A 12,534-nucleotide genomic window follows, 5' to 3' on the forward strand; every position below is an offset into this window, starting at 1 on the left:
TCAGGTCGCGGGACAGGCTCGGGTGCGATCCCCGGTGAGGCCGTCGGCGTCGAGGTAGTCGTTCACGATCCCCGCCGCACAATCGCTGTGGCTCAGCACCGAGTAGCCCACCCCGTCCCAGCTGACGGTCGTCGGCGCGGTGCTGCCGTCGGCGAAGACCTTGTTCAGCGACGCGGGGTCGCTGCCGTTCACCGGGTCGGCGCCGGAGGCGAAGACCAGTGGCGGGACGGCGTAGGAGTTCGGTGCGGAGGCGGGGTTCGCCGTGCCCCACCCGGTACAGCGGGCCAATCCGATCGCCTGGGTGGTGCCGACGAGGGGGTACTGCTTGCCCCATTCGCCGAGCAGCCCCTCGATCTCGTTGAGGCCCACGGTTCCCGAGGCGTTGTTGCAGCGGCTCACCAGCATGCCGTCGCTGGTCTGCAGGGCGGCGGTGCGCCGGACCAGGGTGGCCAGCTCGCCGGTGTTGCCGCCGTCGGCGGCGGCGAGCGCCGCGACGAGTGCGCGGAGCCGGGCCGGATCGGTGGCGAGGCCGACCTCGATCGTGACCGCGTCGAGGAGCTGGGCGTCGTTCACATCTTTAAGGGTGCCCGCGCGCGCCTTGGTGATGACCGACTGCAGGAGCGCGCTCGGATCGGCCTCCTTGCCGCGGCAGGCGGGGTCGGTGGTGCAGCGCCGCGTGAATGTCTCCAGGGCCTGTTGGACGCCGCGCACCCGCGCCGTCGCGCGCTGCTTGGTCGGGCCGCCGTAGGGGGTCGGGGTGTCGAGGACGAGTCGCCCGACGCGGTCGGGGTACTGCGCCGCGAAGGCGAGGGCGACTTCGCTGCCGGTGCCGACGCCGAGCACGGCGAGACGGTCGACGCCCCACTTGGTGCGCAGCGCCTCGATGTCGGTCGCGGCCAGGGCGTACGAGAACGCCAAGGCGTTGTCGTCGAGCGTGTCGGTGCACGAGTCGGCGGCGCTGCGCGCGGCCGCGGCCAACTTGTTGACGCGCGTCTTCGCGTCGGTGCCCGTGCCGACCAGCCCGTAGTCGGCGATGACGGTGCGGTCCGCGCGGGTCAGGCAGTCGACGTCGGCCAGGCCGCGCTGCTCGATCGCGACCACGGGGTGCTTCGCGAGCAGTGCCTTGCCGGCGGGGCCGTCGGCCAGCGCGAGCGCCAGTTGACCGGCGGGCAGGTCGGTCCCGGTGACGGCGACCAGCGGCGCCGCGTCGGCCGGCGTCGACGGCAGGCGGACGCTCACCAGCGGCACGCTGACCGATTGGCCGCCGGACACGCTCGGGTTCGCGCCGTTGCGCAGGGTGGTGCACTTGATCCGCAGCTGCTTGTCCGGCGTCGCCCCGTAGCGGGCGGCCATCGCCGATGGGCAGTCCCTCCAGTCCAGGTCGGTCCTGATTCCGCCGATCGCCGGCACTGGGGCGGCCTTCTTCGACGCGCTGCCCGGCGTGCCCTTGGAGCCGCCCCCGCGGACCACGGCGGGACCGGCGTTCGGGCCCACCGCGCAGCCGGCGGCGAGGACCGCCGTCAGGGGGAGCAGCAGGAGGCGGGCCAGGAGCGCCGCGCGCGTGCCATGGGACTGCATGCCACCGAGACTAGCCGGATGTGTCGGGGGAGTCGTGGTGGCTGTCATCGGGGGACCGGACCCACCGCGCGTAGGTATAGCCCTCCTCGTCGGCGAGCAGGTGTGCGCGACTCATGCTCCGCATCGCCTCCCGGGCGCCGACCACCGGCCGCACGGCGTCCCCGCCGAGCAGGACCGGGGCGGTCGTCAGGCACAGCTCGTCGAGCGCGCCGGCGTCGACGAAGGAGCCGAGGAGCCGCGGACCGCCCTCGAGGAGCACGCGGCGCCACCCGCGCGCGACACAGGCGACGACCAGGGCGGCGGGATCGACGGTGTCGGTGCCGCAGTCGACGAGCGTGGCGCCGGCCGCGGACAGGGCGGCGCGACGATCCGCCGGAGCGCCGGTGCAGGTGAACACGACGGTGCCGGCGTCGGCGGCCGGGGTGTAGTCGTCGGGGATGTTCAGCGACCGCGACACCAGGGCGAGCACCGGACCGTCGGGCTGCCCGTACCCTTCGGTCGTCGCGGTGTGCGCCCCGACCACGACCACGTCGGCGAGGGAGCGCAGCAGCGCGAAGATCTGACGATCGCCGTCCCCGCCGAGTTCGCCAGACCTGCCCTCCAGGCCCGCGCCGCCGTCCACGCTGGCGATCATGTTGGCCCGCACCCACGCCCGACGCGGCTCGTCGGGGACGGGATGGGCGTAGAGACCGGCGAGGTCATCGGGTGTGACCTCGCTCGCTTTGCGGAGAATCTGCACTACACCATTGTGCCGGTGCCCGATAGGCTGCGAAGGTCATGACGCTGCATTTGTGTGATCGCAACCCGATCGTCGCCCCCGAAACCCTGATCGCCGAGATGGTCCCGCCGTCGACCTTCGACGACGTCAGCTTCGACACCTACATCCCCAGCCCGGACGAGCCGAGTCAGGCCGCGGCGCTGGCGGCGGCCCGCGATTTCGTCGAACGCGCCAAGAAGGTGCGCGGCGGCGGCAAGAAGGGCCTGTTCCGCAAAGGGGCGCCGGCACACGGCATCGGCCTGTACCTCGACGGCGGGTTCGGCGTCGGCAAGACCCACCTGCTGGCCTCGATCTACCACGCGATGCCCGGCCCCAAGGCCTTCGCGACCTTTGTGGAGCTGACCCAGCTCGTCGGCGCCCTCGGCTTCATCAACACCGTGGAGCGGCTCGCCGACCACAGCGTCATCTGCATCGACGAGTTCGAACTCGACGACCCCGGCGACACGATGCTCGTGTCCCGCCTGCTGACCGAGCTCAGCGAGAAGGGCGTGTCCATCGCCACCACGTCGAACACGCTGCCCGGCCAGCTCGGCGAGGGCCGCTTCGCCGCCCAGGACTTCCTGCGCGAGATCCGCAAGCTGTCGGCGATCTTCGAGTCCGTCCGCGTCGACGGCCCCGACTACCGCCACCGCGACCTGCCGCCCGCGCCCGATCCGCGGACCGACGCCGCGCTCGTCGAACTGGCCGAGTCGACGCCGAACGCCAGCCTCGACGACTTCACGGCGCTCTGCGACCACCTGGCCGCGCTGCACCCGTCCAAGTACAAGGCACTCGTCGACGGCGTGTCCCTGGTGTGCGTCTCCGACGTCGAGCCGGCCACCGACCAGTCGGTGGCACTGCGCCTCGTCGTCCTCGCCGACCGGCTGTACGACGCCGGCATCCCGCTGACCACCTCCGGCTGCAAACTCGACGAGATCTTCACCGAGGAAATGCTGGCCGGCGGGTACCGCAAGAAGTACCTGCGCGCGACGTCCCGACTGCTCGCGCTGTCGCGTTTCGCCGAGGCAAACGCCGTCTGAGCGGAGCGGTTTTGCGCGGCGGCGCGCGAATCGCCCCGAGATTTGGCAATGCGTTCGAAGGTCGGCTAGTGTTTCCACTCGCACCGCAATGAGAACCGGCTCGCCGGGGATCTGCGCGGAGCGGAATGCGGATGTAGCGCAGCTGGTAGCGCATCACCTTGCCAAGGTGAGGGTCGCGGGTTCGAATCCCGTCATCCGCTCGAGGCGAGTTCCTCGCATGGTGGTGTGGCCGAGTGGTGAGGCAACGGCCTGCAAAGCCGTGTACACGGGTTCGATTCCCGTCGCCACCTCCACTCAGGCGGTTTCCACCAACTGATACTCGCGCGATTAGCTCAGCGGGAGAGCGCTTCCCTGACACGGAAGAGGTCACAGGTTCAATCCCTGTATCGCGCACCACGTCCCCGGTTCGCCGGGCCCGCCCGCGGGCTCGCAGGCCCGTGGGGCCGCGGTCCCATAGCTCAGCGGAAGAGCACTCGCCTCACACGCGAGGGGTCGCTGGTTCGAACCCAGCTGGGACCACCACACCTGTCCTCTCCCCGTCACGGATACGATCTAGGACAAACGCTGTCGCGGTCTAATCACCGCGCGCCGTGCCGCCCGTGAACGTGCGCTTTCGCGCACCAACGTCGAGGAGTCCGCCCCGTGTCGTCGCAACCCCCCGCTGCCGCCGTGCCCGCCACCGTACGGGTGCCCGCGGGGACCACGGCCGGCGCCGCGCTGCGCGAGGTCGAGGCGCCGAACAAGGGCCCGCAGGCCGTCGTCGTGGTGCGCGATCCGGCGGGGCAGCTGCGCGACCTGTCGTGGGCGCCGGAGACCGATACCGACGTCGAGCCGGTGACCGCCGACAGCGAGGACGGCCGCAGCGTCATCCGACACTCCGCCGCGCACGTGCTGGCACAGGCGGTGCAGGACCACTTCCCCGACGCGAAGCTGGGCATCGGGCCGCCGATCAAGGACGGCTTCTACTACGACTTCGACGTCGCCGAGCCCTTCACCCCGGAGGATCTGGCCACCCTTGAGAAGTCGATGCGCAAGATCATCAAGTCCGGCCAGCGCTTCTCCCGCCGGGTCTACTCGTCGGTCGACGAGGCGCGCGGCGAACTGGCCGGCGAGCCATACAAGCTCGAACTCGTCGACGACAAGGGCGCCGGCGACGACCCCGAGGTCATGGAGGTCGGCGGGGGAGAGCTCACCGCCTACGACAACCTGAACCCGCGCACCGGGGAGCGGATCTGGGGTGATCTGTGCCGCGGTCCGCATGTGCCCACCACCAAGTACATCCCGGCGTTCAAGCTGACCCGCAGCTCCGCCGCCTACTGGCGCGGCGACCAGAGCCTGGCCGACCTGCAGCGCGTGTACGGCACCGCGTGGGAATCCACCGAGGCGATGGATGAATACCTCGACCGCCTCGCCGAGGCCGAGAAGCGCGATCACCGCCGGTTGGGCGCCGAACTCGACCTGTTCAGCTTCCCGGACGAGCTCGGCTCCGGCCTGCCGGTCTTCCACCCCAAGGGCGGCATCATCCGCCGCGAGATGGAGGACTACTCGCGCGAGCAGCACGCCGCGGCCGGCTACGAGTTCGTCAACACCCCGCACGTCACCAAGGGGCACCTGTTCGAGGTCTCCAAGCACCTCGAGTGGTACGCCGACGGCATGTTCCCGCCGATGCACCTCGACGCCGAGTACAACGAGGACGGCAGCATCCGGAAGCCCGGCCAGGACTACTACGTCAAGCCGATGAACTGCCCGATGCACAACCTCATCTTCAACTCGCGCGGCCGCAGCTACCGCGAACTGCCGCTCCGGCTCTTCGAGTTCGGCTCGGTCTACCGTTACGAGAAGTCGGGCGTGATCCACGGCCTCACCCGTGCCCGCGGCTTCACCCAGGACGACGCCCACATCTACTGCGCCCAGGACCAGGTCGTCGAGGAGCTGACCGAGACGCTGCGGTTCGTCCTGCAACTGCTCAAGGACTACGGCCTCGACGACTTCTACCTGGAACTGTCGACCAAGGACCCGGAGAAGTTCGTCGGCAGCGACGAGCTGTGGACCGAGGCCACCGAGACGCTGCGCACCGTCGCCGAGCAGTCCGGCCTCGAGCTGGTGCCCGATCCCGGTGGCGCCGCCTTCTACGGCCCGAAGATCTCCGTCCAGGTCAAGGACGCGCTGGGGCGCACCTGGCAGATGTCGACCATCCAGCTCGACTTCTTCCTGCCCGAGCTCTTCGACCTCGAATACACCGCATCCGACGGCACCAAGCAGCGGCCGGTGATGATCCACCGCGCCCTGTTCGGCTCGATCGAGCGCTTCTTCGGCGTCCTGACCGAGCACTACGCGGGCGCCTTTCCGGTGTGGTTGGCGCCGGTCCAGGTCGTCGGCATCCCAGTCGCCGAGACCTTCGCGCCGCACCTGGAGGGCGTGATCAACCGGCTCAAGAGCCGTCGCGTGCGCGCCGAGATCGACCTGTCCGACGACCGCATGCAGAAGAAGATCCGCAACCACACCACCGCGAAGGTCCCGTTCATGTTGCTCGCCGGCGAACGCGACGTCGAGGCGGGGGCGGTCAGCTTCCGTTTCCGCGACGGCACCCAGCTCAACGGTGTGCCCGTCGACGACGCGATCGGCGCGATCGACGAATGGGAGGAGTCGCGCCGCAACGACTCGCCCACCGCCGACACCATGGGCGAGTTCATCGAGACCGCGCGGAAACGCCGATGACCGTCGGGGAGCCGTCGGCCGACGACCGGCTGCAGCGGCTGTGGAGCCCGCACCGGATGTCCTACGTGACCGCCGAGCAGCGGCCGGCCGGCGCCACCGGCCATCCGTTCATCGATATCCCGAAGATGTCCGACGAGGACGGCCTGGTCGTCGCACGCGGCGAAACCGTGTACGCGGTGCTCAACCTGTACCCGTACAACCCCGGCCACACGATGGTCGTGCCCTACCGGCAGGTGGCCGACCTGGAAGCGCTCACCCCCGCCGAGTCGAGCGAGCTCATGGCCTTCACCCAGCAGACGATCCGGGTCATCAAGAAGGTGTCGTCGCCGGACGCGTTCAACGTCGGCCTCAACCTCGGTGCGGCCGCGGGCGGATCGCTGTCCGAGCACATCCACCAGCACATCGTGCCGCGCTGGACCGGTGATGCAAACTTCATCACCGTGGTCGGGGACACCAAGGTGCTGCCGCAGTTGTTGCGGGACACCCGGGCGCTGCTGGCCGCGGAATGGGCGAACGAGGAGAAGTCGTGATCAGTTTCCGCGGGGGCCGCGAGGCGGTCTCGAAGGTCACCAACCCCATCGCCCGGGGGTTGCTGCGCGTGGGGATGACCCCGGATTCGATGACGCTCGCCGGCACGGTCATCACCGTCGTCGCCGCGATCGTCCTGTTCGGCAACGGCTACCTGTTCGCCGGGGCGCTCGTGTGCTGGGCCTTCGTCATGCTCGACATGGTCGACGGCGCGATGGCGCGCCAGCGCGGCTACGGCACCCGGTTCGGGGCGGTGCTCGACTCGACCGGCGACCGCATCGCCGACGGCGCGATCTTCGGCGCCCTGGCCTGGTGGGCCGCGGTCCAACAGCCGCACCGGGCCCTGCTGGCGGCGACCCTCGTCTGCCTGGTCACCTCCCAGGTGATCTCCTATGCCAAGTCGCGCGCCGAGGCGGCCGGCCTCAACGGCGACGGCGGCCTCATCGAGCGCCCCGAGCGCCTCATCATCGTGCTGACCGGTGCCGGCCTCACCGACTTCCCGGGGCTGCACTGGACCTGGGCGATCCACATCGCCATGTGGACCCTCGCCGTGTTGAGCATCGTCACCGTCGGGCAGCGCATGTGGTCGATCTACACCTCGCCCGGCGCGCGGGAACCGGTGCCGTCGACTCCCGCCGACACCGACGAGGAGCGCTGACCCCGGTGGTCGATCTGCGCGCTGCCGTGACCGAGCGCCTCGCCGAGGCGGGGTACGCCGCCGGCTGGTCGGCGCTGCGCCACACCCCCGACCCGGTCGCCCGCGGCCTGTTCGCCCGCATCGGCGAGTTCACCGGCCGCCGCGGCGGCGGGCCCGCACAACTGCGGCGCAACCTCGCCCGCGTCGTGGGCACGACCCCCGACGACGTGCCCGATCAACTGCTCGTCGACGCGATGTCGTCCTATCTGCGGTACTGGTGCGAGGCATTCCGCCTGCCGTCGGCCGATCCGGTCGACGTGGCCGCCCACGTGCACATCCCCGACGGCGACCGCCAGCACCTGGCCGACGCGCACGCGCGCGGCAAGGGCGTCGTGCTCGCGCTGCCGCACACCGGGAACTGGGATGCGGCGGGGGTGTGGCTCGTACAGAACTACGGCACCTTCTCGACCGTCGCCGAGCGACTCAAACCCGAATCGCTGTACCGGCGGTTCGTCGACTACCGCGAATCCCTCGGCTTTGAGATCTTCCCGCTCTCCGGGGGCGAGCAGCCGCCGTTCGCCGAGCTCGCGCAACGGCTGCGCGACGGCGGGATCGTCTGCCTGCTCGGCGACCGCGATCTCGCGCGCCACGGCGTTCCCGTCACACTCTTCGGCGAGCCGACGCGGATGCCCGCCGGCCCGGCCAAGCTCGCCGTCGACACCGGCGCGGCGCTTCTGCCGGCCCACCACTGGTTCGACGCGGCACCCGACTCGACCCTCTTCATCGGCGAACCGATCGACGTCGCCGGCGGCATCCCGGCCGCGACCCAGGCGCTGGCCGACGTGTTCGAGCGGAACATCGCGGCCCACCCCGCCGATTGGCACATGCTCCAACCGCTGTGGGAGGCGGACTGGAGCGAGGAGCGGCGGCACCGCGTGGAGGGGGCCGAATGAGGATTGGCATGGTGTGCCCCTACTCGTTCGACATCCCCGGCGGGGTGCAGGCCCACGTGGTCGAGCTGGCGCAGGTGTTCATCGAGCGCGGCCACGATGTGAGCGTGCTCGCGCCCGCCGGTGCGGACACCAAGCTGCCCGACTATGTCGTCTCGGCCGGGCCCGCGCTCGCCTTTCCGTACAACGGGTCGGTGTCCCGGGTGACGTTCTCGCCGCACGCCTACCGCGAGGTGCGCCGGTGGATCAGCGAGGGCGACTTCGACGTGCTGCACGTCCACGAACCGAACGCGCCGTCGGTGTCGATGCTCGCGCTGATGGTGGCCGACGGGCCCATCGTCACCACCTTCCACACCTCGACCACCAAGTCACTGCTGCTGAGCGTGTTCCAGGGCGTGCTGCGGCCGTACCACGAGCGCATCAAGGGCAAGATCGCCGTCTCCGAGCTGGCCCGCCGCTGGCAGATGGAGTCGCTGGGTTCCGATGCCGTCGAGATCCCCAACGGCGTCGACGTCCCGTTCTTCGCCGACGCGCAGCCGCTCGACGGGTATCCCCGCCCGGGGCGCACGATCCTGTTCCTGGGGCGCTACGGCGAGCCGCGCAAGGGAATCGACATCCTCATGCGCGCACTGCCGCGGATCGTCGCGGCATTCCCCGACATCACCGTGCTCGTGGTCGGCGGCGGCAACGAGGCGGCCCTGCGACGCCGGGCCGGCGACCTCGCCGACCACCTGGTGTTCCTCGGCCTCGTCGACGACGAGACGAAGGCGCGCGCGCTGCGGTCGGCCGACGTGTACTGCGCCCCGAACCTCGGCGGCGAGAGCTTCGGCATCGTCCTCGTCGAGGCCATGGCGGCAGGCGCGGCGGTCATCGCGAGCGATCTCAACGCCTTTCGCCGGGTCCTCGACAACGGTCGCGCGGGCAAACTGGTCGCCGTCGGCTCTGCCGACGATCTCGCCGCCGGCGTGATCGAGTTGTTGACCGACGACGTGGCGCGCGCCGAGCAGGTCCGCGTCGGGTCCGAGCAGGCCTGGCGGTTCGACTGGTCCCGCGTGGCCGACCAGATCATGCGGGTCTACGAGACCGTCACCGTCGGTGCCGGCAAGGTCGTCATCGCGGATTGACGGGCGGGGGAGAGGCATGGACTGGATTGGAATCGAACTGATTGTGGGTGTCGCCGTGGTGGCGCTCCTGCTCATCCTGCTGTGGGCGTATCGCGTCGCGAACCGGTTGGACCGGTTACACGTGCGGACCGATCTGGCGCGTCAGGCGCTCGTCGCCGCCCTCGACCGCCGGGCGGTGGTGTCGCGGGCGATCGCGGTGGCGCTGCGCGAGCGCGACGACGCGGGCCTGGTCGCGCTGGGGGTGGAGCTGGCCGGTGCCGCCGATCTGGCCGAAGCGGCCCCGTTCGACGACCGGGAAGACGTCGAGAACGAGTTGTCCATCCTGCTCGGCAAGGTCGGCGCCGCCACCAAAGGCATCACGCCGCCGCCGGTCGAGCTGATCGCCGAGATCTCCGACGCGCAGACGCGCGTCATCATGGCGCGCCGCTTCTACAACGACGCGGTCCGCGACACGCTGGCCCTCGCCGGCCGGCGCGCGGTGCGGTGGTTCCGTCTCGGGGGGCACGCACCGCTGCCGGCGTACTTCGAGATCGTCGACCGCGTCACGGTCTAGGGCGGCGGCCCTGACCCGCTGGACGGGTCGCCACTGGCCTAGACTGGTCGGGTAAGACCAGATCCCTCCGCAAGCAGGTGGGATGCGATCGTGTTCAGGAGTGGATTCAGTGAGTGAGAACGTCGGCACGTCCCGGGTGAAGCGGGGTATGGCCGAGATGCTCAAGGGCGGCGTGATCATGGACGTGGTCACCCCCGAGCAGGCCAAGATCGCCGAGGATGCCGGTGCGGTCGCCGTGATGGCGCTCGAGCGCGTTCCCGCCGATATCCGCGCCCAGGGCGGGGTGTCGCGGATGAGCGACCCGGACATGATCGAGGGCATCAAGGAGGCCGTCACCATCCCCGTGATGGCGAAGGCCCGCATCGGCCACTTCGTCGAGGCGCAGATCCTGGAGAGCCTGGGAGTCGACTACATCGACGAGTCCGAGGTCCTCACCCCGGCCGACTACTCCAACCACATCGACAAGTGGGCGTTCACCGTCCCCTTCGTCTGTGGTGCGACCAACCTCGGCGAGGCGCTGCGGCGCATCACCGAGGGGGCGGCGATGATCCGCTCGAAGGGCGAGGCCGGCACCGGTGACGTCTCCAACGCGACGACCCACATGCGCAAGATCCGCGACGAGATCCGGCGGCTCACCTCGCTGCCCGAGGACGAGCTGTACGTGGCGGCCAAGGAACTGCAGGCGCCCTACGACCTCGTGGTCGAGGTCGCCAAGGCCGGCAAGCTCCCAGTCACGCTGTTCACCGCGGGCGGGATCGCCACGCCCGCCGACGCGGCCATGATGATGCAGCTCGGCGCCGAGGGCGTCTTCGTGGGCTCGGGCATCTTCAAGTCCGGCAACCCGGAGCAGCGCGCGGCAGCCATCGTCAAGGCCACGACGTTCTACGACGACCCGGCGATGCTCGCCAAGGTCTCGCGGGGCCTCGGTGAGGCCATGGTCGGCATCAACGTCGACGACATCCCCGTGCCGCACCGCCTCGCCGAGCGCGGCTGGTAGCCCGGGCGTGAGCGCGCCGGGGTTCGTCCGGGACGACGTGGCGGCCGGTCTCGACGAGATCGGCGGGCTGCGCCTGGAATGGGCCGTCGCCTGCAACGTGGGCAGCGTCCGCGAGGCCAACGAGGACGGCGCCCTGGTCCGCCCCGGCACCTACCTCCTCGCCGACGGGATGGGCGGCCACGACTGCGGGGAAGTGGCGAGCGAAATCGCCCTCGACGTGCTGTCGCGCGTCGACACCGGCGGGGAACAGGATGCGACCCGCGAGGCCGTGGACGCCCTGTTGGTCGAGGCCCAGGACAAGATCGGCGACGTCGACACCTCCAGCGAGCGGCGCGCCGGGACGACGGCCACCGGCGCCGTCCTGATCGAGCGCGACGGGTCGCCGCACTGGCTGGTGTTCAACATCGGCGACTCCCGCACGTATTGCGTGCGCGACGGGGTGCTCGAGCAGGTCACCGTCGACCACTCCCAGGTCCAGGAGTTCGTCGACGCCGGGATGATGACCCCGGAGCAGGCGCGCGTCGACGCCCGCCGCAACGTGATCACCCGCGCGCTCGGCGGCGGCATGGAACCGCCGCGAGCGGACTTCTTCGTCTTCGCCACCGAACCCGGCGACCAGCTGATGCTGTGCTCGGACGGCCTCACCGGCGAGCTGCCCGATCCGGAGATCGCCGACATCCTCGCCGACGCCGAGACCGCCCAGGACGCCGTCGACAACCTCGTCGAGGGCGCACTGGCACTCGGCGGGCACGACAACATCACCGTGGTGCTGGTTCGCGTCGCCGCGGGCGACGCCGCCGATGACAACACCGGCGATGACGACGCCGTCGACGACAACACCGGCGCGGACGAAGCGGGCGGGGACGAAGCCGGCGGGGACGAGAAGACCGACGCCGATGCCTGACGCGTCGGCGGACCTGTACGTCGAGTTCTGCGGCGAACGGTTCGCCGTCGATCCCGACGGCCGATTCACCATCGGCCGCGAGGGCGACCTCGCCGTCGACGACAACCCTTACCTACACCGGCGGTTCCTGCTCATCCACCGCGGTGTGGGCGGCCTCTGGTACCTCTCCAACGTCGGCGCGCACCTCTCGGCCACGGTCGTGGCCGCCGAGGCGGGCTTCTCCGGGCAGATCGCCCCGGGCGCGAACCTACCGCTGGTCTTCGGGCGGACGGTGGTCGTGTTCACCGCCGGTCCGACGACCTATGAAGTCGAGATCCACGCCACCCCGGGCGAGGGGTCGGTGGCGCTGACCGAGGCCGGTCAGCGCGGCGATACGACGGTCGGCGTGCCCAGCCTGACGGAGAGTCAGCGACTGCTCATCATCGTGCTGGCCGAACAGATCCTGCGCCACGAGGGGAGCGGCACCAGCGCGATTCCCAGCTCGGCGCAGGCCGCCGCCCGCCTGGGCTGGTCGATCACCAAGTTCAACCGCAAGCTCGACAACGTCTGCGACAAGCTCGACCAGATGGGGGTGTCGGGCATGCGCGCCGGCGGCGGCAAGCTCGCGACGAACCGGCGCGCCCGGCTGGTCGAGTTCGCGCTGTCCTCGCAGATGGTTTCCCGCGCCGACCTGCCGCTGCTCGACGCCGAGGCGCAGCGCAACGCGTAAGCGCGCCTGCTCCCCGCCGACACGCGGGACCCAGCGATA

Annotated in this window: 12 protein-coding genes and 4 tRNA genes; 14 read left to right on the forward strand and 2 right to left on the reverse strand. The window is 70.5% G+C overall.

Annotation, left to right across the window (positions count from 1 at the left end; translation table 11 throughout):
* Both QM728_RS06985 and QM728_RS06990 read right to left on the reverse strand, forming a co-directional pair.
* Positions 1 to 1,578: an alpha/beta hydrolase gene (locus tag QM728_RS06985; RefSeq protein ID WP_415031310.1), complete on the reverse strand. Its 1,578-nt coding sequence runs from the start codon at positions 1,576 to 1,578 to the stop codon at positions 1 to 3.
* Positions 1,579 to 1,588: 10 nt separating this feature from the next.
* Entirely contained in the window at positions 1,589 to 2,317 is a 729-nt protein-coding gene (locus tag QM728_RS06990; RefSeq protein WP_415031311.1) for a pyrimidine reductase family protein, read from the reverse strand.
* A gap of 38 nt (positions 2,318 to 2,355) precedes the next feature.
* Between QM728_RS06990 and zapE the strand changes: the two genes are divergently transcribed.
* The 14 genes from zapE to QM728_RS07060 all read left to right on the forward strand — a co-directional run bounded on the left by zapE (position 2,356) and on the right by QM728_RS07060 (position 12,495).
* Positions 2,356 to 3,375, forward strand: a complete 1,020-nt coding sequence (zapE, locus tag QM728_RS06995) for a cell division protein ZapE (RefSeq protein ID WP_415031312.1) — start codon at positions 2,356 to 2,358, stop codon at positions 3,373 to 3,375.
* A gap of 127 nt (positions 3,376 to 3,502) precedes the next feature.
* A tRNA-Gly gene (locus QM728_RS07000) sits at positions 3,503 to 3,575 on the forward strand.
* A gap of 19 nt (positions 3,576 to 3,594) precedes the next feature.
* Positions 3,595 to 3,668 (forward strand) — tRNA-Cys (locus QM728_RS07005).
* A gap of 28 nt (positions 3,669 to 3,696) precedes the next feature.
* A tRNA-Val gene (locus QM728_RS07010) sits at positions 3,697 to 3,771 on the forward strand.
* 51 nt (positions 3,772 to 3,822) lie between these two features.
* A tRNA-Val gene (locus QM728_RS07015) sits at positions 3,823 to 3,897 on the forward strand.
* A gap of 120 nt (positions 3,898 to 4,017) precedes the next feature.
* A complete protein-coding gene (thrS, locus tag QM728_RS07020) occupies positions 4,018 to 6,093 on the forward strand; it encodes a threonine--tRNA ligase (protein WP_415031313.1) in 2,076 nt (691 codons plus the stop codon).
* Entirely contained in the window at positions 6,090 to 6,623 is a 534-nt protein-coding gene (locus QM728_RS07025) for an HIT family protein (RefSeq protein WP_415031314.1), read from the forward strand. The genes thrS and QM728_RS07025 overlap by 4 nt, the downstream gene beginning before the upstream one ends.
* Positions 6,620 to 7,279: a phosphatidylinositol phosphate synthase gene (gene pgsA, locus QM728_RS07030; RefSeq protein WP_415031315.1), complete on the forward strand. Its 660-nt coding sequence runs from the start codon at positions 6,620 to 6,622 to the stop codon at positions 7,277 to 7,279. The genes QM728_RS07025 and pgsA overlap by 4 nt, the downstream gene beginning before the upstream one ends.
* Positions 7,280 to 7,284: 5 nt before the next feature.
* Positions 7,285 to 8,211: a phosphatidylinositol mannoside acyltransferase gene (locus QM728_RS07035; protein ID WP_415031316.1), complete on the forward strand. Its 927-nt coding sequence runs from the start codon at positions 7,285 to 7,287 to the stop codon at positions 8,209 to 8,211.
* Complete coding sequence (locus QM728_RS07040; protein ID WP_415031317.1) at positions 8,208 to 9,332, forward strand: glycosyltransferase family 4 protein; 1,125 nt, start codon at positions 8,208 to 8,210, stop codon at positions 9,330 to 9,332. Before QM728_RS07035 ends, QM728_RS07040 begins: the two co-directional genes overlap by 4 nt.
* Positions 9,333 to 9,348: 16 nt before the next feature.
* On the forward strand, positions 9,349 to 9,885 hold the full coding sequence (locus QM728_RS07045; RefSeq protein WP_415031318.1) for an NUDIX hydrolase: 537 nt from the start codon (positions 9,349 to 9,351) through the stop codon (positions 9,883 to 9,885).
* An 82-nt stretch (positions 9,886 to 9,967) separates the two neighbouring features.
* Positions 9,968 to 10,882 carry a pyridoxal 5'-phosphate synthase lyase subunit PdxS gene (pdxS, locus tag QM728_RS07050; RefSeq protein WP_415031319.1) on the forward strand — a complete coding sequence of 305 codons (915 nt, stop codon included), beginning with the start codon at positions 9,968 to 9,970 and terminating at the stop codon, positions 10,880 to 10,882.
* Between the two features lie 7 nt (positions 10,883 to 10,889).
* A complete protein-coding gene (locus QM728_RS07055) occupies positions 10,890 to 11,786 on the forward strand; it encodes a PP2C family protein-serine/threonine phosphatase (protein ID WP_415031320.1) in 897 nt (298 codons plus the stop codon).
* The gene (locus QM728_RS07060) at positions 11,779 to 12,495 is read left to right on the forward strand and encodes a hypothetical protein (protein WP_415031321.1); all 717 of its coding nucleotides are present in this window, start codon (positions 11,779 to 11,781) and stop codon (positions 12,493 to 12,495) included. Before QM728_RS07055 ends, QM728_RS07060 begins: the two co-directional genes overlap by 8 nt.
* Positions 12,496 to 12,534: the final 39 nt, after the last annotated feature.

It is taken from the genome of Gordonia sp. (in: high G+C Gram-positive bacteria), from assembly GCF_047602025.1.
In the GTDB taxonomy this organism is placed as follows: Bacteria; Actinomycetota; Actinomycetes; order Mycobacteriales; family Mycobacteriaceae; genus Gordonia.